This is a genomic window from Pseudomonas sp. Root562 (assembly GCF_001427125.1).
GTDB lineage: Bacteria > Pseudomonadota > Gammaproteobacteria > Pseudomonadales > Pseudomonadaceae > Aquipseudomonas.
Window position 1 is genome coordinate 225512 of record NZ_LMGK01000023.1, and the last position, 23548, is coordinate 249059.

The window sequence follows — 23548 nt, forward strand, 5'->3', positions numbered from 1 at the left end:
ACTATGGCTCAGCTTAAATTCACAAGGCGGCCCATCCCAGTTCTTTCAGAACTTCGCCCACTATACAAAATATCGCAAGCACTTCTTATACTTCATCTGTCGTGCCGTGGTGCAAAAGGCAGCCTTCCAAAAATCCACCTTTTAAACTGGGCGCTCAAGACTCCCGAGCGTATAAAGGGTCTTGCAATTGGAGCAGAACACGGTCAACTGCACCTCCCCATTTGGGGGTTTGATCCGGCCATGGCAATTGCATTGAACCTTGCATTCAAGGATTCCCTGCTTACACCCACAACGAACGGCTTTGAGCTCAGCCCCAAAGGAAAAGCCTACGTGAACCTGATACTTGCTGACGAAAGTGTACTCAGTGAGGAAAAAGCCGCCCTAAAATCAATCGGAAAAAAAATTACGGAAGACTTGGTAGATTCCGTTTCCAGGGGATGGGAATAATTATGTACATCAAGGCGATCAAGATTGATATCCAGACAACTAGCGGCCCGTTTGGATTTTTCACTACTTTTAATCGAAACCTTAATATTATTAGGGGCCGTAATTCCGCCGGTAAAAGTACAATTGTACATGCGATCATGTATGCTATCGGCATGGAAGAATTATTAGGTGCCCAGAATGAAAATGCGCTGACTTACGCCCTAAAAGATCACCTTGAGCATGAGAACATCAAACATGCTATCCGCTCATCCAAAGTAACAATTGAAATTGAGAACAAAGGCAAAACAATTACTGCCACTCGAAGTGTCAAAGAAGACGGACTTAGCACAAAGCTTATACAAATACAGGAATGCTCAGGCCTGACTGAGAGACAGACCGCTCCCACTCTCTACAAGTTTCTTCATGATGGTGGCAGCGCGAAAATTGAGGAAGGCTTCTACACCTACTTCGAAAAATTCCTAGGTTTGACGCTGCCATTAGTACCTAAAACCAATGGCAAACCCGAAAAGCTTTATTTACAGTACGTCTTTGCTGCAATGATGGTAGAGCAAAAACGTGGGTGGACGGACTACATTGCCAACCTGCCCTACTTTGGGATACGAGATGCACGGATTAAAATTGTCGACTTCCTCGTAGGCACTGACGTCTTCGAAACAGATGCAAAGCGTGACATCCTGGATCAAGAGGCGAAGTCGATCCACGAAGAATGGCAAATTTCTTATCGAACGCTTGTCACCGAAACACTAAAGCAAGGTTTACAGTTCTCCGACATTTCAAAAAACCCAAATCCCGACTTTAAGGCCGAACTTGTTGCCTTCCACAAAACGACTGAAGGCATAACTGAAAGCATATCGGAGTATCGAGCACGCAAGGTCGGCGAGCATGAAATCATCGGACTGAAATTGACCCAACAGGGTGAAGCGCCAACCCAAGAATTAACACAATCCATAGACAAACACACTAGCGAACTCGAACGCTTCACGGTCGCTTACGAGACCTGTTTAGGCAACCTTGCATTGCTGCGTGTAAACACTACCAGCAATAGGTTAAACACAAAGCAAGCCCGAGACGAGTTGACTAAAAACCAGGCCGCGCAGAAGCTCATCAAGTTCGGCGCTTCGCTCAGTTTGTCCACCGCAGAAAACTCTTGCCCTGCATGCCATCAAGCAATAGGACACTCTCTTGTCGATCTGCATGAGAGCACACCTCACATGGACATCGGCACCAACATTGACTATCTGAGCGCTCAACTCAGAATGCTCGAACGCGAGCGAGGCGGTATCGATCAGTCGATCAAGGAAGCTGAGGCACTTAAAGATCAGTTGGCTAAAAACATTGCAGCCACCAAGTCTGCACTGAGAGCTTTGCGCTCAGATCTGACCTCCAACTCCTCCGTATCAAAATCAGGCATCAGACTGCAACTGCAGATCGAGATGGAGCTCGAAGAGCTGTCCAAATTCGAAGCGTACTCGGATCAGGTACTGGACGCCTTCGAACAGCTAGCAAACCGATTCCACGAGAACCAGAAAAGCCGCGCGCAGATGCCTCGCACCCATTACTCAGACTCCGACTTCGCCAAATATCGGCTGTTCGAAAAAATGTTTCGCGCCAATATTAGTGCCTTCGATTACCACAGCGCGGCGATCGAAGACATCGAGTTCAATAAGGAAAACCTACTGCCGTACTTGGCCAAGATCGAGCTCAGAGAGATCAACGAGCGGAGTGTAACGTCTGCATCTGTAGCCTCAACTACTCCAGTAGTTGCCAGAAGTGATGACGCGCCCAAAGGGAAAGGCAATATCGCTCGGGAGTCCAGTGCTAGTGACTTTGTGCGGCTCATATGGAGCTATTTGCTCTCCATCTATCAGACATCTGCTCACCCAACAGTCAACGGTAATCACCTAGGAATACTGCTGCTGGACGAGCCTGGACAGCATTCGATGGCCACCAAAAGCCAACAGGCGTTGTTCCAATTGCTTTCATCGGAGACGGGGCTACAGAGCATCGTGGCAGCCTCTTTTGATGACAGCGAAGCGACCTACAAAGAGGCAACTTCCAACGTCCAGTTCAAGCTTATACAGCTCGGAGACAAGTCTATTTCTCCCGTTACTGATGATCTGGGTATCTGAGGTTTTGGGAGGACGGGTTTGGTGGGGCGAGGTATCAACCACGCCTCCTCACTCCCCATGGGAAGGCGCAGCTGTAGCTGGATAGGGCGTCACAAGAAAAGGGAAGAGGGTGCCAGGAGCATTGAGCTACGGATCTGGATGATAGGGGGCAAGCAGACCTCAGATTGACAAGATTCCAGGTTATTTTTGTGTAAATGGCAAAACGTGAAATTCATCGAAGATCAGCAAGCCCACGCCTTCCAACGCCGGATCATCCTGCAAGCGCCGGGTGAGGATGCCTTCGGTGACCACTTCGATGCGGGTCTTCGGGCCCACCTTGCTGTCGAGCCGAATGCGATAACCCACGGTTTCGCCGACCTTCTCACCCAGCTCACTGGCCAACCGCTCCGCCGCCGCCCGCGCCGCCAGTCGACGTGGCTCAAGCATCAGGATGGTCTGCCCCGCCAGCCACGGTTCATTGAGCAAGGCCAAAGGCACGCGGGTGGTTTTACCGGCGCCGGGCGGTGCTTCGAGCACGGCTTCGTGGCGCTTGGCCAAGGCTTCACGCAGGGCGGGTAAAACTTCATCAATCGGCAAAGAAATCATGCTGGCTCCAAAACAGAGGCACGAGTATAACGGCGAACTGCCGGGCGTTTGTCAGGGTCCTAATTCATATCGACGACGTTTCGTTTTGAGATAACTCAGGAGATTTCATATGCGTGTTCCCTTTCGCCTGATCGGCGGTGTTCTGGTCGCGACGCTACTGACTCAAGTCACCGCTTGCGGTTCGATTTTCTACCCGGACCGCCGTGGCCAGATCGACGGCAAGATCGACCCGGCCATTGCCGTGCTTGATGCCGTGGGCCTGCTGTTCTACATCGTGCCTGGCCTGATCGCGTTTGCCGTGGACTTCGCCACCGGCGCGATTTACTACGCACCGGGAGAAACCGCGCAAGTCGCCCCGGAAAAACTCAAGGAAGCCATCGGCGCCGACGGCAAGGTCGATAACCTCAAGTTGCAGACTATTCTGGAACGTGAAACCGGCCGCCATTTCCCGCTGGACGATCCACGCCTGATCCAGCACAAGGGCAGCACTCAGCAATTGGCACTGCTCGGTCTGCAACCCGCCGCGTAAGCGGTGCCCATGAAGGAATAGCCGCACTCATGATCTCCAGCTCCGAACACGCCCGCCTGCTGCGGCTGGCGACCCGTGCCTCGGTGGCGGTGGCCTGCTCGCTGATCATCGCCAAAGCCATCGCCTGGTGGTTGAGCGGCTCGGTGAGCATGCTCGCCGGGCTCACCGACTCGGCACTCGACGGCGTGACTTCGCTGCTCAACCTGCTGGCCGTGCACTACGCCTTGCGCCCGGCCGACGACGATCATCGCTACGGGCATGGCAAGGCCGAGTCGCTGGCGGGTATGGCGCAGGCGTTGTTCATTGGCGGTAGCGCGGTGCTGATTGCGTTGCAGGCGTTCGAGCGGCTCAAGCATCCGGAACCGGTGGGCGCACCGTGGATCAGCATTGGTGTGATTGTCTTTTCGCTTGTGATGACCCTGGCGCTGTTGATGTTGCAGCATCGGGTGGTCAAGGCCACCGGCTCCAACGCGGTGCGCGCCGATTCTTTGCACTACCGTTCGGATTTGTTGCTCAACGGCAGCATTCTGGTCGCACTGATGCTGGCCGGGTTTGGCTGGCATCAGGTCGACCCCTGGTTCGGCCTGGGAATTGCCGCGTACATCTTCTGGAGCGCGGTGCAGATCGCCCGGGAAAGTTTTGCGGTATTGATGGATGAAGAACTGCCGCCGGATGTCAGCCAGCACATGCTCGAACTGGCCTGCAGCGTGCCCGGGGTGTTGGGCGCCCATGACCTGCGCACACGGATTTCCGGCAACCAATGGTTTGTGCAACTGCATCTGGAATTGCCGGGAGAACTGACCCTGTCAGTTGCCCATGGCATCAGCGATCAGGCCGCTGATGCGATTCACGCCGCTTATCCTCGAGCCGAAGTGCTGGTGCACGCCGACCCGCAGGAAGTGGTCAATGCCGCCCGGGCTCAGAACGTCACTCGATAACCGCGACTGCTCAGACACCCGCCCTGGGCCTGCCGGTACGTTTGCACCACGGTCGGGTCCGGTTGATAGGTGTCGACGCGCGGGTCGAAACCACTTTGTTCCACCGCCCAGCGATAGCAGTCGTAGCCGTCCTGATTGACCTGCTCCGGCGACTGACCGTTGGCCGGGTAAGCCTCCACGTCATAGCCATTGCCGGTCGCCAGCGGTTGTCCGGGCGGCTCGACCACCACGTAATCCCGCGTGCTTTCCTGATAGGCGTAGTAAGAGCCAGCCGCCAGGAACAACAGCGAACCGCCGATCCAGACTTCACGGGCATAGTCGGGTAAATACTGGATGCGTATCCCGCGTGGCGGCTGGACCACCACATAGCGCGGGCCTTGCGGGCGATACCAGTAGCCGCCGGAATAGAAATAATCACGACCGCCATAGGGCACCCGGTAGTCACGATCCGGGAAGCGGTCGATCACATGCCCCGGCCGATACTGCGGGCCAGGTCCCCAGCCATTGCCGTGACCGCTCGGACGACCTTGCCACTGGCTGCTGCCATTGGACGGTGCGCCGATGTAGCCATTCCAATGCGGGTTCGGGTCATTGCGCCGCGGTTCATCCTTGTAGTATCCACGGCGCGGTTCCTGGGTTTGCTGCACGGTGTCGGGCCGAGGCTGAATCGGCAAGTCGTTGGCCGGCAGTTGCGGCGGTGGCGGCGGCGAGCGCACACGGCTGTTGTAGTCAGGTGGTGGACGGTTCTGCCATTGGCCGTTGTTCTGAGGTTGATTCTGGCCGTTAGGCTCGAACTGGCGACTGTTGTCGCCACGAATGATCTCGTTATTCTGCGGGCGCGGCTGATTGCTAGCGCCATGTCCCGGATTATTGTTGCCCTGACGACCGCCGTCGCCGCGTTGCCCGCCGTCGGGGCCACGGTTCTGCGGCTCATCGGCCAGCGATTGCGCAGTGACACTGACACACAGCAAACCAACACCGGCCAAACGCCAGATGCGCGACTTCATGCTATTCCTCACTGCAGATAATGGCTGTCGGGGACGGATTCTGCAGGAGCGAGTCTGCTCGCTCCTGCACGTAAGACTGGAAATGCACAGGCCGGTTCTGCAACAGGTTATCAGTCGCGAAACTTATTTATTGAGGCCCGGGCGGCAAATTTCAGGCAAGAAAAAGGGGAGACCCGTCGGCCTCCCCTTGAGAACTTTGTCCGTGCTCGACGCTTTTGACGTCGGCTCACCTCACGCCGTCTTCTGGACAGTGTGTAGCTCGGAGGCCTGCGCATCCCCGGTGGGGGGTGGCGGCCGCGACTGGCCTGATTGGGCGAGTCGCACTGGACTGTTTGTCCGAGCAGTGATTCTGGTGATAAGAATAGGCTCGTGGCGCCGGCAGAGGATTGCGAAGATTGCTGAAATAAACATCACTTGCGCAATTTTTAACCCTGGATAGATAATCTGCCGCAATAGATACGACAAGGGATCGTTTGATGAGCAAACTCGACCGTTACGACCTGAGCATTTTGGCTGAATTGCAGCGCGATGCGCGCATCTCCAATCAGGAGCTGGCCGAACGCATCGGCCTGTCACCTTCACCCTGCTCGCGTCGGGTCAAGCAACTGGAAGACGACGGCTACATCTCCCGCCAGGTCGCCCTGCTCGACCGCAAGATGCTCGGCCTGAGCCTGACGGCATACGTGCTGATCGGCATGGACCGCCATACGCCGGAGCGCTTCGAAAATTTCGAACAGGCCATTCGCACCTTGCCCCAGGTGCTGGAATGCAGCCTGGTGACCGGTATGGATGCCGACTATCAGCTCAAGGTGGTAGTGCCGGACATGGATCACTATCAGAAACTGCTGCTCGGTCACTTGACCCGGATTGAAGGCGTGACCAGTGTGCGCTCGAGTTTCGTGCTGAATCAGGTGTTGAACAGCACTGAACTGCCTTTGACTCATCTGCGTAGCTAATTACGCAATCGCTGGCAAGCCAGCTCCCACAGGTTTTGTGTTGGACAAAATATTGTGATCAACACAAAGCACTGTGGGAGCTGGCTCGCCAGCGATGGGGCCGGGCCGGGCGATGAATAGCTGCGACACACCGCCGCAGGCCCATACTGCACGCCGCCTGCCGGGCGTATACTCCCCGCGCCCTTTTAGCCTCGCCCGCGCTGGAGAAGTTCGATGGATCCTGCAGTATTCGAAGAGTGGATGATGACCGGACTGGTCAGCATCCTGATCATTTTCATGGGTTTCATCGTCTGGGATCTGGCGAAGAAATCCAAGGCCGGGCGTTTCGGCTCGTTCATCCTGTTCTTCGTGCTGGGCCTGGGCGTGGCCGCGTTCGTGATCAAGAGTGTAGTGATCGGCATGATCGAATCCGGCACCTTATAAACGCGCCGGCACTTCCTTCCACTGGCCCTGATCGAGCCCCTGGATCGTCCAGTCACCGATCCTGACCCGAACCAGCCGCAACGTCGGCAAGCCGACCGCTGCCGTCATGCGCCTCACCTGACGGTTGCGACCTTCGCGAATCACCAACTCCAGCCAATGGGTCGGCACGCTTTTGCGAAAGCGTACCGGCGGGTTGCGCGGCCACAGCTCAGGCTCATCCAGTTGCCGCGCCTCGGCGGGCAAGGTCATGCCGTCGTTCAATTCAACGCCGTCACGCAAGCGCTGCAACTGCTCGGCGCTCGGCTCGCCCTCGACCTGCACCCAGTAAGTCTTGGCCAGTTTGTGTTTCGGGTCGGCGATCCGTGCCTGAAGCTGGCCGTCATTGGTCAACAGCAACAACCCTTCGCTGTCGCGGTCGAGTCGCCCTGCCGGGTAAATCCCGGGGATATCGATGTAATCCTTGAGTGTCGCGCGCCCTTCGCCGTCGCTGAATTGCGTCAGCACATCGAACGGTTTGTTGAACAGGATCAGCTTCGGTTCGGCGGGTGGCGCCTTGGCGACACGGCGCGGGGCTGAAGACGAAGGCTGCGCGCCAGGGCGGCGGGAAACGGGGCGTGGTGGACGAGACATGGCGAAGAGAACATCTAACGGTCAGGGCCCACTATGCTAGTGGCCTGACCGCCAAATGACCATGACCAACCGTTAGCGGAACGGCGGCTCGTCGAAGCTGCGCAGTTTGCGCGAGTGCAGCGAGTTGAGTTCGGTGCGTAATAGATCGACTGCTTCAATGCCGATCTTCAAGTGCTGGCTGACTGCGCGTTCATAGAAGGCGTTGGCCGAGCCTGGCAACTTGATCTCGCTATGCAGGGGTTTGTCCGAGACGCAGAGCAACGTGCCATAAGGCACCCGCAAGCGATAACCCTGAGCGGCGATGGTGCCGCTTTCCATGTCCACCGCCACGGCGCGGGACAAGTTGATCAGCGGCCGCTCCTGCGCCCAGCGCAACTCCCAGTTGCGGTCGTCGTAGGTCAACACGGTGCCGGTGCGCAGGCGTTTTTTCAGCTCGTCACCCTTCTCGCCGGTGATGTTCGCCGCCGCTTGTTGCAAGGCCATCTGTACTTCCGCCAGGGCCGGGATCGGAATGTTCGGCGGCACGACGCGATCGAGAATCCCGTCGCGGCGCATGTAAGCGTGGGCCAGCACGTAATCGCCGATCGTCTGCGACTGACGCAAGCCGCCGCAATGGCCGATCATCAGCCAGCAATGCGGACGCAGCACGGCCAGGTGGTCGGTGATGTTCTTGGCGTTGGACGGGCCGACACCGATATTCACCAGCGTCACGCCGTGGCCGTCGCTGGCGATCAGGTGATAGGCCGGCATCTGGTAACGGTGCCAGACCACGCCGGCAGCAATCGCCGAGGCTTCACCGTGGTCCATGCTTTTTTCGATGATCACGTTGCCCGGCAATACCATGCGCACAAAACGCGGATCGTTGCGCAACTGCTCCAGGCCATGGACGATGAACTGGTCGACATAACGGTGGTAGTTGGTCAGCAGGATCCACGGCTGCACATGACGCCAGTCGCTGCCGGTGTAATGCACCAGGCGGCGCAAGGAAAAATCCACCCGCGCCGCGTCGAACAGGGCCAGCGGCAGCGGATGGGTGTTTTCCCAGTCGTACAGGCCGTCGGCAATGCCATCAGTGGCGGCCGACAGATCGGTGCTTGGGAACACTCGCGCCAGCACGGCAGCGGTCACGCCGGAACCGGCCAGCTCATCGCCCTGCTCGACCACGTACGGATAAGGAATGTTCTGCTCGCTGACCCCGACTTCGACGGTCACGGTGAAGTCGTGCATCAACGGGACCAGTTGTTCCAGCAGGTACTTTCGGAACGCCGACGGATGGGTGACGGTAACGCTGTAGGTGCCTGGCAATTGCACCTTGGCGTAGGCGCGGGTGGTCTGCGGGACTTCGCCCTGGCAATGGTAGGTCAGGCGTAATTCGGGATAACGGAACAGGGCACGCTGCTCGGCATCGGGCTCGACGCGATCCTTGAGATAACGCTTGAGCGCCTGGTTCAGCGCGGTGGTTGCACGATTGTGCAAAAGCGCAAGCCGATCCACGGCTTGCTCGGCGGTTTGAACGACAATAAAAGCTTCGGTCACGATCAGCATCCTGTGTTCTGACTTGCAGACCTTCATCTTGCCTGCATCGTCGCTTCACGGGAACAGTGGCGTGTTGGCTGCACAACAATTTCCAAAGACACAAAAAACCTGTGGGAGCGGGCTTGCCCGCGATTGCTATTTATCATTCAACAGGAATGTTGGCTGATAGACCGCTATCGCGGGCAAGCCCGCTCCCACAGGAGGGGTGTTGGGATTAGTAATTCTGTGGAGTCGAGCGGGCGACAATGGCCTCCACATCCAGACCTCGCGGCAGCGCGCCGTACACCCGACCACCGCCACTCAGGCGACTGGCGATGAACGCATCACTGACCGCCGAATTCCCCGCCTCCAGCAACAATTTGGCCTGTAATCCCAGCGCGATGTCCTCGGTCAACTGCCGGGCACGATACTGAATGTCGCTGGTGTCCTTGAACGCCGTCTGCAATTGATCAATGTGTGCAGCCAGACGCTTGTCACCATGCCCATCGCCCAATTCGCTGAACAACGCATCCAGCACACCCGGCTCTTTCGACAACGCCCGCAAAACGTCAAGGCACTGCACGTTACCGGAGCCTTCCCACGTCGAATTGACCGGCGCCTCGCGGTAGAGGCGCGGCAAGATACTGTCCTCGACATAACCGGCACCGCCCATGCATTCGGCGGCTTCGTTGATCATGGCCGGCGCGCGCTTGCAGATCCAGTACTTGCCCACGGCCGTCACCAGCCGAGCGAATTTGGCTTCCCGGGAATCATTCAGATGATCCAGCGCCCGGCCCATGCGCAAACTCAACGCCAGCGCCGCTTCGCTCTCCAGCGCCAAATCGGCCAGCACGTTTTGCATCAACGGCTGCTCACTGAGCAGCTTGCCGCCCACCGAGCGGTGAGCGCAGTGATGACTGGCCTGGGTCAGTGCCTGGCGCATCAAGGCGCTGGAACCGACCATGCAATCGAACCGGGTCATGGCAACCATTTCGATGATCGTCGGCACGCCACGGCCCTCTTCGCCGACCATCCACGCCAGGGCGCCACGGAATTCCACCTCGCTGGACGCGTTGGAGCAGTTGCCGAGCTTGTTTTTCAAACGCTGGATGTAGAACTGATTGCGCGTGTCGTCCGGGCGATGGCGCGGCAGCAGGAAACAGGTCAGGCCCTTGTCCGTTTGTGCCAGGGTCAGGAAGGCATCGCACATTGGCGCCGAGCAAAACCACTTGTGCCCCACCAGTTCGTAAGCCTGCCCCGGGCCACTGGCGCCCACCGGATAGGCTTTGGTGGTGTTGGCGCGCACATCGGTGCCACCCTGTTTCTCGGTCATGGCCATGCCGATGGTGACACCGGCCTTGTGGGCCATGCCGACGTTGCGCGGATCGTATTCGGTGGCCAGAACCTTGGGCAGCCATTTTTCCGCCAAGTCCGGCTGTAGGCGCAGCGCCGGAACACTGGCGAATGTCATGGTCAGCGGGCAGCCGCTGCCGGCTTCGGCCTGACTGTGCAGATACGTCATGGAAGCGCGGGCCACATGGGCGCCGGACTGTGGATGCGCCCAAGGCAATGAGGTCAAGCCATGCTCGACAGCCGTGCGCATCAGTTGGTGGTAAGCCGGGTGGAACTCCACCAGATCGATGCGGTGCCCGTATCGATCATGACTGTTGAACAGTGGCTTGTTCTGATTCGCCAGGAACCCCGCTTCCATCAATGGTCCACCGGCCAGTGCACCGTACGCATCGATACGCGACTCGGCCCAACCGGCACCGAAACGCCGCGACCACTCCTGTAACGGCAAGTCGATGCGATACAGATTGGCACCGTCCAATGACGGCGGCTGGTTGGTGACTTCGTGGGTTTCGGCGAACTGATGCAGGTTCATGACAGGGCTCTTTTGGTCAGCCAAGGGATTTCAGTTAAGCACCGCCCCCCGGCTGAAAAAAGTGTCATATCTGCCTAACTGTCGGCGCTTTCGCCCTGTTGCGAACAGAGCACCCGGCGGTAGAGCGCCACCTGCAAGTCTTCGAATTTCACCGGTTTGCTCAGGTAATCAATCAACGCACCGGTCGGGCAACGCTCGCGATCCACACCTTGGGCAATCAGGAAAACCGGCAACTGCGAGCAACCCGGCAAAGCGCGGATCTGGCAGCAGACAGATACGCCGTCCATCGGCTGCAACTCATGATCGAGCAACACGGCATCAACGGTTTCTCGTTGCAGAAAATCCAGCGCGGAGCTGCCGCTGTCTGCGGTGCGCACCCGAAATCCGAGCTTGAGCAACATGCCACGCATCACCAGTTGATTGACGTGGTTGTGATCGACCAACAGCACCGTGCAGTCCTGCGGCAGCCGCAGACGCGCAAGATCCGGGGCCTTGGCAGGTGTTGAAGGACGCTCTGTCGCCGGCACTTCGAACTCGACATCGAGCTGGAAGCGACTGCCACGCCCCGGCTCCGAACGGTGAGTCAGTCGACCGCCAAGCAATTCGACCAGTTGCCGACAGATCGCCAGGCCGACCCCGAGACCACCGTATTCACGGGTCATCGATCCGTCGAGCTGGAAAAAGCGCTGGTACATCGTCGCCTCACCCAGATCGGTGAAACCGATACCGGTGTCGATCACCGCAAACGACAACGCCAACCGTTCGGGCTTGACCGTCTTCCCGGATACCCGCAATGCCAGCCCGCCCACCCGGGTGAACTTGATGGCGTTATCCAGCAGGCATTCCAGGCATTGCGCCAGCTTGGCGCTGTCACCGTGCAAACGATCAGGCACACCGGGCGCCACATCGACCTTGAAGTCCAGCGACTTGCTCGACGCGTTGCCCTCGAACTGCACACGCAACGCCTCGACCACGCCGCGCAAACTGAAGGTCGACGGCGTCGCCTTGAGCTTGCCGGCCTGCAACTCGGTCAGGGTCAGGATGCCGTTGACCATGCGCATCATTTCGCGCGCCGACCCGGAAGCGGTTTGCTGATACTGCTCCAGCTCCGGGTCCATCTCGACGGTTTGCATCAACTCCAGCGAACCGATCACGCCATTCATCGGCGTGCGCAACTCGTGGGTCAAGGTCGCGAGGAATTCGTCCTTGAGCTTGTTGCTGTGAGCCAATTGCTGGTTGAGCACTTCAAGCTTTTGCCCCGCGTCTAACAGGGTTTGCGCCTGCTGTTCGCGCATGGCGTTGATGCGGTCTGCCAGGGCCAGAGACAAAAGCGCCACCTCGATGGCAGAGCCGATCTGGCTGGAATACATGGTCAGGAACACGTTCGGCAGATACCCCAGCACCATCATCGTATTGACGATACCGCCGAGCAAAAATGCCGACCAGGCAATGATGAAGTACCGCGCCACCCGCAACCCGCGCAGCCAGGCAAATATTCCTGCGGCGAAGATGACGACGGTGAAGGTCAATGCCAGCGCTGTGGCCAGACGCAGGGCCAGGGCGTAACTGGTCATCAGCGACAACCCGACCACCAGCGCACTGAACGCCACCAACGCCAGCAGCATGCGGTCAAGCCAGCGGCTGTGGGTGGCTGTCTGCAGGAAACTGCGCGCGAATTGACTGCCGAACAACCCCGCGCAGCCAATGAAAAACGGCGTCGCGGCATTCGCCCACCAGGGATTGTCTGGCCAGAAATACTGCACAGCCGCGCCATTCACCGACAACTGATAGAGGCCGAACGAAGCGATATAGAAGATGTAGTAGAGGTAACTGGTGTCACGCACGCTGAGGTAAATGAACAGGTTGTAGACCAGCATGCCCAGCAACACGCCGTAAATCAGCCCCAGCACATAAAGTCGCACAGGCTGCTCTTCGAGGTAGGCGGTGCTCGACCACAACGTGACCGGCGCCTGGATCGAACCCTGGCTTTGCAGGCGCAGGTAAACGGTTTGCGTCTGGCCGGGAGTGAAGTCCAGGTTGAACAGGTAGTTGTTCTGGCGAACCTCACGAGTGGAGAACGGCAAGGCATCGCCCGTCTGCCTGACCAACTGATAGTCGCCGGCAGCATCGGGCAAATACAGATCGAGGTGATCGAGGGGTGGATAGGCCAGTTCCAGCAGCCAGGTACGTTGCGCCGACGGGTTGCTCGGACGGTATTGCAGGTCGATCTTCAGCCAGAACACCGAGCGCGAATAACCGGCATTGAGCGTAGTTTTGTCATGAGGCTGGAAGTGGCCGGCCGCCGCTTGCGCGCGCACCTGGGCAATGCTCGCCTGACCGTCCGCGTCTTCAAACACTTGCAGGGATTGGCCCAGGGGAAGGCTTTGAGTGAACTCATCGAATTCGACGGCGTTCGCCAAAATGGGCAAACACAACAGCAACATCAGCAAATAGCGCATTTATGCCCCAGCGTGGCCTGTCCGGTTCTGTCAGGAAGCCCCCCATTCCTTTTGAGTAGACGTAAAACCGGTGTTGCCTGTTATTTGTTTGGATCCACTCTAGCATAGCCGCTGATGGCCTTTGAGCACTACAGAAATATTTCCTGCAAAGGCTCTAGAACGGGCGTTCCAGCGAAGATTGTTGAGATAGAGCTGTTGACTTGGTCAGATACCTATTTGTGACTAGGGAGCTTGCTCCCGCTGGGCTGCGAAGCAGCCCTGAAATATTCTGCCAGCGACACCCTATCGCACAACACTACGACGGCTGCGCAGCCGAGCGAGAGCAAGCGCTCTCGGCAGATTATGTCGCCACACCCGAAAAAAGATGTTTGGTGGTAAGCTCGCGCACCATGAATATCTACAGCTCTCGCCCCGTTGTCCTCTGTCTCTCCGGCCACGACCCAAGTGGTGGCGCCGGCTTGCAGGCAGATATCGAAGCCCTGCTCGCTCAGGGTTGCCATGCGGCTCCGGCCGTCACCGCCCTGACCGTGCAAGACACCGTCAATGTCACTGATTTCCGCGTCCTCGACCGTGAGTGGGTATTGGCCCAGGCCAATGCCGTGCTCAACGACTCCGAAGTGGCGGCCGTCAAACTGGGCATGCTCGGTTCCCTGGAAATGGTCGACACCGTGGTCGAACTGCTTTCAGCGCACCCGCACCTGCCAGTGGTCTGCGACCCGGTGTTGCGCGCCGGCGGCGGCGGACGACTGGGCAAGGATGAAGTCGGCTACGCCATGCGCGAACGCCTGCTGCCGCTGTCGATCATCGCCACCCCTAACCTTCCCGAAGCCCGCATCCTCGCCGAACTGCCTGAAGGCACCGCGGACCAGTGCGCTGAGAAATTGCTGCCGTTCGTCAAACACCTGCTGATCACCGGCGGTCATGGCGACGAAACTGAAATCCACAATCGCCTGTACACCCGCGACGGTCTGCGCGAAACCTACACCTGCCAGCGTCTGCCGGGCAGTTATCACGGTTCCGGCTGCACCCTGGCCAGCGCCCTTGCCGGTCGTCTGGCGCAGGGCGAAAACCTCGCGAGTGCCGTACAGACCGCGCTTAACTACACATGGCGCACCCTGCGTGATGCCGAGCAGTTGGGCAAAGGACAGTTTGTGCCGCGTCGCTTGCCCCTGGATTTTTGTTCGTAACTTTCAATGAGTACTGCGCTGAGGCTTGCCTGATGAAACTACGTGGCCTGTACGCCATTACCGACAGCGATCTTCTGCGCGGTAAATTGCTTGAGTACGTGGAGGCGGCGCTGGAAGGCGGCGTCACCTTGCTGCAGTACCGCGACAAGAGCAACGACGAGGCCCGCCGCCTGCGCGAGGCTGAAGCCTTGCGCAGCCTGTGCGAACGCTACAAGACCCGGCTGATCATCAATGACGATGCCGAACTGGCCGCTCGCCTGAACGTCGGCGTGCATCTGGGCCAGACCGATGGCCCGTTGTCGCCGACCCGCGCATTGCTCGGCTCCAAAGCGATCATCGGCTCGACCTGTCACGCGCAAATCGAATTGGCCGAGCAAGCCACAAAAGAGGGCGCCAGTTACGTCGCCTTCGGCCGCTTCTTCAACTCCAACACCAAACCCGGCGCACCGACCTGCAGCCTCGACCTGCTCGACCAGGCCCGCAAGCAACTGCATCTGCCGATCTGCGCGATCGGCGGGATCACCCTGGAAAACGCTGCTCCGCTGGTGGCCCACGGGGCTGATCTGCTGGCCGTAGTGCATGGCCTGTTCGGCGCGGCAAGCACGGCTGAAGTGACCCGCCGCGCCCGCGCATTCAATGAATTACTGAAAATCTGATTTGAGAGTCCACACATGTCTCGTTCCGAAACCCTGTTTGCCAATGCCCAGAAACACATTCCCGGTGGCGTGAACTCGCCGGTTCGCGCGTTCAAGAGCGTCGGCGGCACGCCGCTGTTCTTCAAACACGCCGAAGGTGCCTACGTCACGGATGAAGACGACAAGCGTTATGTCGATTACGTTGGTTCCTGGGGGCCGATGATTCTCGGCCACAGCCACCCGGACGTGCTCGACGCAGTGCGCAAGCAACTGGAGCACGGCTTGTCCTATGGCGCGCCGACCGAGATGGAAACCCAGATGGCTGATCTGGTCTGCTCCCTTGTGCCGTCGATGGAAATGGTGCGCATGGTCAGCTCCGGCACCGAAGCGACCATGAGTGCGATTCGTCTGGCCCGTGGTTTTACCGGTCGTGACAGCATCATCAAATTCGAAGGCTGCTACCACGGCCACTCCGACAGCCTGCTGGTCAAGGCCGGTTCCGGCGCATTGACTCAAGGCGTGCCGAGCTCGGCCGGTGTGCCGGCAGCGTTCGCCAAACACACCCTGACCCTGCCGTTCAACGACATCGATGCCGTTGAGGCCATGCTCGCCGAAGTCGGCCAGGACGTGGCGTGCATCATCGTCGAGCCTGTGGCCGGCAACATGAATTGCGTGCCTCCGGCTCCGGGCTTCCTCGAAGGCCTGCGCAGCCTGTGCGACAAGCACGGCGTAGTGCTGATCTTCGACGAAGTGATGACCGGTTTCCGCGTCGCCCTCGGGGGTGCCCAGGCTTACTACGGCGTGACGCCGGACCTGACCACCTTCGGCAAGATCATCGGTGGCGGCATGCCCGTGGGTTGCTTTGGCGGCAAGCGCGAGATCATGTCGCGCATTGCTCCGCTCGGCCCGGTTTACCAGGCAGGCACGCTGTCGGGTAACCCGCTGGCGATGGCGGCAGGTCTGACGACCCTGCGCCTGATCAGCCGCCCGGGCTTCCACGCCGAGCTGACCGATTACACCACGCGCCTGCTCGATGGCCTGCAAGTGCGCGCCGATGCCGCGGGGATTCCGTTCGTGACCACCCAGGCCGGTGGCATGTTCGGTCTGTACTTCAGCGGCGCCGACGACATCGTGACCTTCGATGACGTGATGGCCAGCGACGCCGCCCTGTTCGGCCGCTTCTTCCATCTGATGCTCGAAGGTGGCGTGTACCTGGCGCCGAGCGCCTTCGAAGCAGGCTTCACCTCGATCGCCCACGGCGAAACCGAATTGAAGCTGACACTGGATGCCGCCGAGCGCGCATTTGCTGCGTTGAAGTAACATTGTCGTACTGACGCCGGCCAATGCCGGCGTCAGCTTTCACCTGCACTCCTGCCCTTTTGCCTGCTCATCTGCTAATAATCCCCCGCAAGTGGGCGATATATTCCCCGCGCAGCAGAAAAACGAGTAAAGACTTTGTAAGGTTGGCCCTGCTTATTTCATAATGCGCGCTTATTGGATCCCCTCGATGGGTCCGCGCGCCCTTCAGAGGTAAGTCGATTCCCATGAACCGCACCGGCCGCGCCCTTTCACTGGGCTGCCTGTTGCTCCTTCAGCCCCTGCTCGCGCTCGCACAAGCAGGCGGTAACTCGTTGTTAATCCCAGCGATGGGTCGCTGCACCCTCAATACCCAGCCGCAAGACCTGGCACAGGCACTCGCTGCCTGCCAAAAGGCGTCGGATGAAGGGGATGCGCAAGCGCAATACGAGTTGGGTGAATTCTATTACGAAGGCAAAACCGCGCCGCGCGACCTCAACCAAGCCCTGAGCTATTTCGAAAAGGCCTCATTGCAAGGCCACGCTCAGGCGCAATTCAAACTTGGCAGCATGTTCTTCCATGGCGAAGGCGTACCGGCCAACAACGTCCAGGCCTACATCCTGCTGAAAATGGCGGCGGTCAACGGCGCTGAAGAGGCTCTGGACACCGCTGACGAAGTCACCGAAAAAATGCCCCGCGAAGAACTGGAAGTCGCGACCCAGGTGCTTGGGCAAATATTCCGTAAATACTTGATGGAATTGCAGAGCGCCGACGGGCGTACACCGTTCGCGCCACTGCCCTGAGCACTGCTGACTGCAAGGTAGCTTGTTGTGGCCAGGGAGCTTGTTGTGGCGAGGGAGCTTGTTGTGGCGAGGGAGCTTGCTCCCGCTGGGGCGCGAAGCGGCCCTAATCCTGCAATCACACACCGTCTGACACATCGCGCACACCGCGAGTTTCGGCCTTGCGACTGCTGCGCAGCCGAGCGGGAGCAAGCTCCCTCGCCACAACAAGCCTCGCTAGCTGCTGCTGCCTACTTCTCAGGCATCGGCATCGGAAACGGCATGACATTGCCGACCGCGCCGCGGGCTTCGCTGATTTTCGGCGTGCCCAGGCGCTCGACCTCATCGATACGCACGATCGAATGCATCGGCACAAAGCTGCGCACCACACCTTCGAACTGAGCCTTGAGCTTTTCTTCGCTCGGATCGACGACCACTTGCGTGCGCTCGCCAAAGACGAATTCTTCCACTTCCAGAAAGCCCCACAGATCACTTTGATAGATCTGCTTGGCGTACATTTCGAACACCTGGCCCTGGTTAAGGAAAATCACCTTGTAGATTGGAGCTTCACGTTTGGTCATGGTGGGCGAGCAACACATCGGGGGATAAAAATGAGGGCGCAAACTATAGCATAGCCATCGGACGCGTAGCGGTAGGAACCTGGGTACATGTTCCCTATAATGCGCGGTTCTTTGAATCACGTGATGACTCTATTCCATGGCCAAGAAGCTTTACATCGAAACCCACGGTTGCCAGATGAACGAGTACGACAGCTCGCGCATGGTGGATCTGCTGGGCGAACACCAGGCCCTGGAAGTCACCGCTCGCGCTGAAGACGCGGACGTGATCCTGCTAAACACCTGCTCGATCCGCGAGCGTGCCCAGGACCGCGTTTATTCGCAGCTCGGCCGTTGGCGCGAACTGAAACTGGCCAACCCGGACATGGTGATCGCCGTCGGCGGTTGCGTGGCCAGCCAGGAAGGCGCGGCGATTCGCGATCGCGCACCGTACGTCGACGTGGTGTTCGGCCCGCAAACCCTGCACCGCCTGCCGGAAATGATCGACGCCGCGCGCAGCAGCAAACTGCCGCAAGTCGACGTCTCGTTTCCGGAAATCGAAAAATTCGACCACCTGCCCGAGCCGCGCATCGATGGGCCAAGCGCCTACGTGTCGGTGATGGAAGGTTGCAGCAAGTACTGCACGTTCTGCGTGGTGCCCTACACCCGCGGTGAAGAAGTCAGCCGGCCGTTCGATGACGTGATCGCCGAGATCATTCACCTGGCCGAAAACGGCGTGCGTGAAGTGACGTTGCTGGGGCAGAACGTCAATGGTTATCGCGGTGCGACCCATGATGGTCGCCTGGCCGATCTGGCGGAGCTGATCCGCGTGGTCGCCGCGGTCGATGGCATCGACCGCATCCGCTACACCACCTCGCATCCGCTGGAATTCTCCGACAGCCTGATCCAGGCCCACGCCGACGTGCCGGAACTGGTCAAACACCTGCACTTGCCGGTGCAATCGGGTTCGGACCGTATCCTTGCTGCGATGAAGCGCAACCACACCGCGCTGGAATACAAGTCCAAACTGCGCAAGCTGCGCGCCGCCGTGCCGGGCATCTGCATCAGTTCGGACTTTATCGTTGGCTTCCCCGGTGAAACCGAGAAAGATTTCGAACAAACCATGAAGCTGATTCAGGACGTGGGTTTCGACTTTTCCTACTCGTTTGTCTACAGCCAGCGCCCGGGCACACCCGCCGCCGATCTGGCCGACGACACGCCGGAAGAGCTGAAGAAAGAACGCCTGAACGCCCTGCAACATCGCCTGAACCAGCAGGGTTTCGAAATCAGCCGACAAATGGTCGGCTCGATCCAGCGCATTCTGGTAACCGATTATTCGAAAAAAGACCCTGGCGAACTGCAGGGCCGGACCGAGAATAACCGTATCGTCAACTTCCGCTGCGACAATCCGACCCTGATCGGCCAGTTCGCCGATGTGCGCATCGATGCGGCGCAGCCGCACTCACTGCGGGGTTCGCTGCTGCAATAACGGTTTTTTGGAAACATTGAGGATCCTGTGGGAGCTGGCTTGCCAGCGATGGCGGTGCAACAGGCAACAGCTCAGTCGAGGCTGATTGCCTCATCGCTGGCAAGCCAGCTCCCACAGTGGACTGCGTTGATCCTGAGAATGGGCTCATCCATTTAAGAGCTTTCACACCCACGCCTCTGGCGCTATCCTTGAACTCATCACTATTGCCCCAGGGCGGCTAAATACGACCTTGAACGCACCCATCGAACCACATCGTTTCATCCTCGAGCCTTTTGAGGCTCGCCGCTTCGCCAATCTGTGCGGGCAATTCGACGAGCATTTGCGTCTCATCGAACAGCGCCTGACCATCGAGATCCGCAACCGCGGAAACCAGTTCGAGCTGATCGGCGAGCCAAAGCACACCACCTCCGCGGAAAACCTTCTGCGCCGCCTGTACCGGGAAACCAAGGGTACCGAGCTGTCGCCGGACATGGTTCACCTGTTCCTGCAGGAGTCCGCCGTCGAAGAGCTGGACAACCACTCGCCCGCCGAAGCCTCCGTCGCCCTGCGCACCAAGAAAGGCATGATTCGCCCCCGCGGCTTGAATCAGCTGCGCTATGTGAAGGAAATCCTCGGCAACGACATCAACTTCGGCATTGGTCCGGCCGGTACCGGCAAGACCTACCTGGCCGTTGCCTGCGCAGTCGATGCGCTGGAACGCGAACAGATTCGCCGCATCCTGCTGGTGCGTCCGGCGGTTGAGGCGGGTGAAAAACTCGGTTTCCTGCCAGGCGATCTGTCACAGAAGATCGACCCGTACCTGCGCCCGCTCTACGACGCGCTGTACGAAATGCTCGGCTTCGAATACGTGGCCAAGCTGATCGAGCGCCAGGTCATTGAAGTCGCGCCGCTGGCTTACATGCGTGGTCGTACGCTGAACAACAGCTTCATCATTCTCGACGAGAGCCAGAACACCACGGTCGAGCAGATGAAAATGTTCCTGACCCGGATCGGATTCGGCTCCACCGCGGTCATCACCGGCGACATCACTCAGGTCGACCTGCCCCGCGGCACCAAGTCCGGTCTGCACCACGTGATTGAAGTGCTCAAGGATGTGCCGGGCATCAGCTTCACCCACTTCCAGCCCAAGGACGTCGTGCGCCATCCGCTGGTGCAGCGGATTGTCGAAGCCTACGAGCGTTTCGAAACCAAAGCGGCCGACGATGCAGCCGCCAGGGAAAGCCGCCGCGATGCTTGAGCTTGACCTGCAAATCGCCACCGAAGCCAGCGCCCCTAGCGAAGCCGAGTTCCGCCAGTGGTGCGAACTGGCCCTGCGCCAGCGTACGGCGGATTCGGAAATGACCATTCGCCTGGTCGACGAAGCCGAAGGCCGCGAGCTGAACCACACCTGGCGGCAAAAGGATTACGCGACCAACGTCCTGTCGTTCCCGGCGGACGTGCCGGACGAGTTTCTCGACATCCCGCTACTGGGCGATCTGGTGATCTGCGTGGCCGTGGTTGAACGCGAAGCTGCTGAACAAGGCAAGGAACTCAAGGCCCATTGGGCACATCTGGTGATTCATGGCTGCTTGCATCTGTTGGGTTACGACCATATAGATGACGAGGAAGCCGAAGAAATGGAAGCACTGGAACGAACGTTGCTTGCTGAACTGGGCTTTCCCGATCCGTACGCGGACGACGAAACCGACGCATTCCCTACCGAAACAACAAAGGATTCAGAGTAATCGCTATGAGCGAAGATCGATCGAGCAACGGGCAGAAGTCATGGCTGGGTAAGCTCACCCAGGCTTTTGCCCACGAGCCGAAAAACCGCCAGGAGCTGCTGGAGCTTCTGCGCGATGCACACCAGAACAAACTGTTGGACAGCGAAGCGCTGGCCATCGTCGAAGGCGCCATCCAGGTTGCAGACCTGCAAGTACGGGACATCATGGTCCCGCGTTCGCAGATGATCAGCATCAAGGCGACCCAGACACCCCGCGAGTTCCTCCCGGCCGTCGTCGACTCGGCTCACTCCCGTTACCCGGTCATCGGCGAAAGCCACGATGACGTAATGGGCGTGTTGTTGGCCAAGGACTTGCTGCCGTTGATCCTCAAGGAGAACGGCGACAGCTTCAACATCAAGGATCTGCTGCGCCCGGCCACCTTCGTGCCGGAGTCCAAGCGCCTGAACGTGTTGCTGCGCGAGTTCCGCGCCAACCACAACCACATGGCCATCGTCATTGACGAATACGGCGGCGTGGCCGGTCTGGTGACGATCGAAGACGTGCTGGAACAGATCGTCGGCGATATCGAGGACGAGCACGACGTCGAAGAAGACAGCTACATCAAGCCGCTGCCTAGCGGTGACTTCCTGATCAAGGCCCTGACGCCGATCGAGAACTTCAACGAGTTCTTCGACAGCGAATTCTCCAATGATGAATTCGACACCGTCGGTGGCCTGGTGATGAGCGCGTTCGGGCACCTGCCCAAACGCAACGAAATCACCGAAATCGGCACCTACCGTTTCCGTATCCTGAATGCCGACAGCCGTCGGATTCACTTGCTGCGCCTGACGCCCATTGCTCGCTAAGGATTGAAATGCGCTGGACAACCCGCCCCGGCTGGCCCGGTAACCTGCTGGCCGTGGCGGCCGGTGCAATCACCACCCTGGCGCTGGCGCCATTCGATATCTGGCCACTGGCATTGCTGGCCGTCGGGCTTTTCTATGCCGGCCTGCGCGAGCTGACTCCACGCCAGGCCCTGGGCCGTGGCTGGTGCTTCGGCTTCGGCCTGTTCGGTGCCGGCACCAGCTGGATCTACTACAGCATTCACCACTTCGGTGGCGCATCGGTGCTGCTGGCCGGTTTCCTGATGCTGATTTTCACGGCGGCGATTGCCTGGTTCTTCGCCCTGCCGGCCTGGCTTTGGGCGCGCTGGCTGCGACGCAACGAAGCTCCGCTGGCGGATGCCCTGGCGTTTGCGGCGCTCTGGGTCGGCCAGGAAGCCTTTCGCGGCTGGTTCCTGACCGGTTTCCCCTGGCTGTATTCCGGTTACAGCCAGCTCGATGGCCCGCTGGCCGGGCTCGCCCCCGTCGGCGGGATGTGGCTGATTTCTTTCTCCCTGGCCCTGACCGCGGCCCTGATCTACAACGGCGTGCGTCTGATCCGCGCCGGGCGTAAAGGCTTCATCGTGATCGGTGCATTGTTGCTGGTCGCTCCGTGGATCGCCGGCATGGCCTTGAAGCACCACGCCTGGACCAGCCCGTCGGGCGCCCCCCTGAGTGTCGCGGCGATCCAGGGCAACATCGAACAGAGCATGAAGTGGGACCCGGCCCAGCTCAATGCGCAGCTCGCGCTGTACCGTGACATGAGCATGAGTTCCAAGCGCGTCGACCTGTTGATCTGGCCGGAGACCGCAGTCCCTGTGCTCAAGGAGTCCGCCCAGGGCTACCTGGACATGATGGGTGAGTTCGCGGCAAATCGGGATTCGGCCCTGATTACCGGTGTGCCGATTCGTGAAGTGGTCCATCAGCAGAAGCGCTATTTCAACGGCATTACCGTCGTCGGTGAAGGTGATGGCACCTACCTCAAGCAAAAACTGGTGCCGTTTGGCGAATACGTGCCGTTGCAGGACGTGTTGCGCGGGCTGATTGCGTTCTTTGACCTGCCAATGTCGGACTTTGCCCGCGGCCCGGCCGATCAGCCGATGCTGCAAGCCAAGGGGTATCAGATTGCGCCATACATCTGCTACGAAGTGGTCTACCCGGAGTTCGCCGCTGGCCTGGCCGCCCAAAGCGACCTGCTGCTGACGATCAGCAACGACACCTGGTTCGGCACCTCCATCGGCCCGCTGCAACACTTGCAGATGGCGCAGATGCGCGCACTGGAGGCCGGACGCTGGATGATCCGCGCTACCAACAACGGCGTCACCGGGCTGATCAACCCGTTTGGGCAGATCACCGAACAGATTCCGCAGTTCGAGCGCGGCATTTTGTATGGCGAAGTGGTGCCGATGCACAACCTGACGCCTTACCTGCAATGGCGCTCCTGGCCGCTGATCATCACCTGCGTGTTGCTGTTTGCCTGGGCATTGGTCGCTAACCGGATGGCCAAGACCGTTTAAA

General features: G+C 59.1%; 21 protein-coding genes and 1 pseudogene. 15 read left to right on the top strand and 7 right to left on the bottom strand.

Annotated elements, in window-relative coordinates:
- Positions 1-3: 3 nt before the first annotated feature.
- The gene (locus ASD60_RS20580) at positions 4-447 is read left to right on the top strand and encodes a hypothetical protein (RefSeq protein WP_056855775.1); all 444 of its coding nucleotides are present in this window, start codon (positions 4-6) and stop codon (positions 445-447) included.
- A gap of 2 nt (positions 448-449) precedes the next feature.
- A complete protein-coding gene (locus ASD60_RS20585) occupies positions 450-2576 on the top strand; it encodes an ATP-binding protein (protein ID WP_056855776.1) in 2127 nt (708 codons plus the stop codon).
- 204 nt (positions 2577-2780) lie between these two features.
- On the opposite strand, the pseudogene ASD60_RS20590 reads toward ASD60_RS20585, so the two are convergent.
- A pseudogene (locus ASD60_RS20590) lies at positions 2781-3161 on the bottom strand (DEAD/DEAH box helicase); the annotation flags it as partial.
- Between the two features lie 109 nt (positions 3162-3270).
- On the opposite strand from ASD60_RS20590, the gene ASD60_RS20595 reads away from it, so the two are divergent.
- Positions 3271-3690 (top strand): hypothetical protein, encoded by a 420-nt coding sequence (locus ASD60_RS20595; protein WP_056855778.1) that lies wholly within the window; start codon positions 3271-3273, stop codon positions 3688-3690.
- Positions 3691-3719: 29 nt separating this feature from the next.
- A complete protein-coding gene (locus ASD60_RS20600) occupies positions 3720-4628 on the top strand; it encodes a cation diffusion facilitator family transporter (RefSeq protein WP_056855779.1) in 909 nt (302 codons plus the stop codon).
- Here the strand turns inward: ASD60_RS20600 and ASD60_RS20605 are convergent.
- Entirely contained in the window at positions 4610-5635 is a 1026-nt protein-coding gene (locus ASD60_RS20605; protein ID WP_056855780.1) for a DUF6515 family protein, read from the bottom strand. The genes ASD60_RS20600 and ASD60_RS20605 overlap by 19 nt on opposite strands.
- 476 nt (positions 5636-6111) lie before the next feature.
- On the opposite strand from ASD60_RS20605, the gene ASD60_RS20610 reads away from it, so the two are divergent.
- Both ASD60_RS20610 and ASD60_RS20615 read left to right on the top strand, forming a co-directional pair.
- Entirely contained in the window at positions 6112-6591 is a 480-nt protein-coding gene (locus tag ASD60_RS20610) for an Lrp/AsnC family transcriptional regulator (RefSeq protein ID WP_056855781.1), read from the top strand.
- A gap of 213 nt (positions 6592-6804) precedes the next feature.
- Positions 6805-7014: a DUF2788 domain-containing protein gene (locus ASD60_RS20615; protein WP_056855782.1), complete on the top strand. Its 210-nt coding sequence runs from the start codon at positions 6805-6807 to the stop codon at positions 7012-7014.
- Here ASD60_RS20615 and ASD60_RS20620 read toward each other — a convergent pair.
- The 4 genes from ASD60_RS20620 to ASD60_RS20635 form a co-directional block, all read right to left on the bottom strand.
- Complete coding sequence (locus ASD60_RS20620; protein ID WP_056855783.1) at positions 7009-7644, bottom strand: pseudouridine synthase; 636 nt, start codon at positions 7642-7644, stop codon at positions 7009-7011. The genes ASD60_RS20615 and ASD60_RS20620 overlap by 6 nt on opposite strands.
- A 72-nt stretch (positions 7645-7716) precedes the next feature.
- Entirely contained in the window at positions 7717-9216 is a 1500-nt protein-coding gene (gene amn / locus ASD60_RS20625) for an AMP nucleosidase (protein ID WP_177336594.1), read from the bottom strand.
- Positions 9217-9394: 178 nt separating this feature from the next.
- On the bottom strand, positions 9395-11044 hold the full coding sequence (locus ASD60_RS20630; RefSeq protein ID WP_056855784.1) for an acyl-CoA dehydrogenase family protein: 1650 nt from the start codon (positions 11042-11044) through the stop codon (positions 9395-9397).
- Positions 11045-11118: 74 nt separating this feature from the next.
- A complete protein-coding gene (locus ASD60_RS20635; protein ID WP_056855785.1) occupies positions 11119-13503 on the bottom strand; it encodes a hybrid sensor histidine kinase/response regulator in 2385 nt (794 codons plus the stop codon).
- 389 nt (positions 13504-13892) lie between these two features.
- Here ASD60_RS20635 and ASD60_RS20640 point away from each other — a divergent pair, with 389 nt between their 5' ends.
- The 4 genes from ASD60_RS20640 to ASD60_RS20655 all read left to right on the top strand — a co-directional run bounded on the left by ASD60_RS20640 (position 13893) and on the right by ASD60_RS20655 (position 17424).
- The gene (locus ASD60_RS20640) at positions 13893-14690 is read left to right on the top strand and encodes a hydroxymethylpyrimidine/phosphomethylpyrimidine kinase (RefSeq protein WP_056855786.1); all 798 of its coding nucleotides are present in this window, start codon (positions 13893-13895) and stop codon (positions 14688-14690) included.
- Positions 14691-14722: 32 nt separating this feature from the next.
- Positions 14723-15346 (top strand): thiamine phosphate synthase, encoded by a 624-nt coding sequence (gene thiE, locus ASD60_RS20645; RefSeq protein WP_056855787.1) that lies wholly within the window; start codon positions 14723-14725, stop codon positions 15344-15346.
- A gap of 15 nt (positions 15347-15361) precedes the next feature.
- Positions 15362-16645, top strand: a complete 1284-nt coding sequence (hemL, locus tag ASD60_RS20650) for a glutamate-1-semialdehyde 2,1-aminomutase (protein ID WP_056855788.1) — start codon at positions 15362-15364, stop codon at positions 16643-16645.
- Between the two features lie 224 nt (positions 16646-16869).
- The gene (locus ASD60_RS20655; protein ID WP_056855789.1) at positions 16870-17424 is read left to right on the top strand and encodes a tetratricopeptide repeat protein; all 555 of its coding nucleotides are present in this window, start codon (positions 16870-16872) and stop codon (positions 17422-17424) included.
- Between the two features lie 227 nt (positions 17425-17651).
- Here the strand turns inward: ASD60_RS20655 and ASD60_RS20660 are convergent, their stop codons facing one another.
- Positions 17652-17981, bottom strand: coding sequence for a DUF1820 family protein (locus ASD60_RS20660; protein ID WP_003185742.1), 330 nt, complete (start codon positions 17979-17981; stop codon positions 17652-17654).
- Between the two features lie 136 nt (positions 17982-18117).
- Between ASD60_RS20660 and miaB the strand changes: the two genes are divergently transcribed.
- The 5 genes from miaB (at position 18118) to lnt (ending at position 23547) form a co-directional block, all read left to right on the top strand.
- Positions 18118-19446 (top strand): tRNA (N6-isopentenyl adenosine(37)-C2)-methylthiotransferase MiaB, encoded by a 1329-nt coding sequence (miaB, locus tag ASD60_RS20665; RefSeq protein WP_056855790.1) that lies wholly within the window; start codon positions 18118-18120, stop codon positions 19444-19446.
- Between the two features lie 229 nt (positions 19447-19675).
- On the top strand, positions 19676-20683 hold the full coding sequence (locus ASD60_RS20670) for a PhoH family protein (RefSeq protein ID WP_056855791.1): 1008 nt from the start codon (positions 19676-19678) through the stop codon (positions 20681-20683).
- Entirely contained in the window at positions 20676-21170 is a 495-nt protein-coding gene (gene ybeY, locus ASD60_RS20675) for an rRNA maturation RNase YbeY (RefSeq protein WP_056855901.1), read from the top strand. The genes ASD60_RS20670 and ybeY overlap by 8 nt, the downstream gene beginning before the upstream one ends.
- A gap of 5 nt (positions 21171-21175) precedes the next feature.
- Entirely contained in the window at positions 21176-22015 is an 840-nt protein-coding gene (locus tag ASD60_RS20680) for an HlyC/CorC family transporter (RefSeq protein ID WP_056855792.1), read from the top strand.
- Positions 22016-22023: 8 nt separating this feature from the next.
- Positions 22024-23547: an apolipoprotein N-acyltransferase gene (gene lnt, locus ASD60_RS20685; RefSeq protein ID WP_056855793.1), complete on the top strand. Its 1524-nt coding sequence runs from the start codon at positions 22024-22026 to the stop codon at positions 23545-23547.
- Position 23548 lies beyond the last annotated feature (1 nt).

Bases quoted from the DNA above. Each gene is read 5' to 3' on its own strand.
- ASD60_RS20580 (WP_056855775.1), top strand. From the start codon at position 4: ATGGCTCAGCTTAAATTCACAAGGCGGCCCATCCCAGTTCTTTCAGAA.
- ASD60_RS20585 (WP_056855776.1), top strand. From the start codon at position 450: ATGTACATCAAGGCGATCAAGATTGATATCCAGACAACTAGCGGCCCG.
- ASD60_RS20595 (WP_056855778.1), top strand. From the start codon at position 3,271: ATGCGTGTTCCCTTTCGCCTGATCGGCGGTGTTCTGGTCGCGACGCTA.
- ASD60_RS20600 (WP_056855779.1), top strand. From the start codon at position 3,720: ATGATCTCCAGCTCCGAACACGCCCGCCTGCTGCGGCTGGCGACCCGT.
- ASD60_RS20605 (WP_056855780.1), bottom strand. From the start codon at position 5,635: ATGAAGTCGCGCATCTGGCGTTTGGCCGGTGTTGGTTTGCTGTGTGTC.
- ASD60_RS20610 (WP_056855781.1), top strand. From the start codon at position 6,112: ATGAGCAAACTCGACCGTTACGACCTGAGCATTTTGGCTGAATTGCAG.
- ASD60_RS20615 (WP_056855782.1), top strand. From the start codon at position 6,805: ATGGATCCTGCAGTATTCGAAGAGTGGATGATGACCGGACTGGTCAGC.
- ASD60_RS20620 (WP_056855783.1), bottom strand. From the start codon at position 7,644: ATGTCTCGTCCACCACGCCCCGTTTCCCGCCGCCCTGGCGCGCAGCCT.
- amn (WP_177336594.1), bottom strand. From the start codon at position 9,216: ATGAAGGTCTGCAAGTCAGAACACAGGATGCTGATCGTGACCGAAGCT.
- ASD60_RS20630 (WP_056855784.1), bottom strand. From the start codon at position 11,044: ATGAACCTGCATCAGTTCGCCGAAACCCACGAAGTCACCAACCAGCCG.
- ASD60_RS20635 (WP_056855785.1), bottom strand. From the start codon at position 13,503: ATGCGCTATTTGCTGATGTTGCTGTTGTGTTTGCCCATTTTGGCGAAC.
- ASD60_RS20640 (WP_056855786.1), top strand. From the start codon at position 13,893: ATGAATATCTACAGCTCTCGCCCCGTTGTCCTCTGTCTCTCCGGCCAC.
- thiE (WP_056855787.1), top strand. From the start codon at position 14,723: ATGAAACTACGTGGCCTGTACGCCATTACCGACAGCGATCTTCTGCGC.
- hemL (WP_056855788.1), top strand. From the start codon at position 15,362: ATGTCTCGTTCCGAAACCCTGTTTGCCAATGCCCAGAAACACATTCCC.
- ASD60_RS20655 (WP_056855789.1), top strand. From the start codon at position 16,870: ATGAACCGCACCGGCCGCGCCCTTTCACTGGGCTGCCTGTTGCTCCTT.
- ASD60_RS20660 (WP_003185742.1), bottom strand. From the start codon at position 17,981: ATGACCAAACGTGAAGCTCCAATCTACAAGGTGATTTTCCTTAACCAG.
- miaB (WP_056855790.1), top strand. From the start codon at position 18,118: ATGGCCAAGAAGCTTTACATCGAAACCCACGGTTGCCAGATGAACGAG.
- ybeY (WP_056855901.1), top strand. From the start codon at position 20,676: ATGCTTGAGCTTGACCTGCAAATCGCCACCGAAGCCAGCGCCCCTAGC.
- ASD60_RS20680 (WP_056855792.1), top strand. From the start codon at position 21,176: ATGAGCGAAGATCGATCGAGCAACGGGCAGAAGTCATGGCTGGGTAAG.
- lnt (WP_056855793.1), top strand. From the start codon at position 22,024: ATGCGCTGGACAACCCGCCCCGGCTGGCCCGGTAACCTGCTGGCCGTG.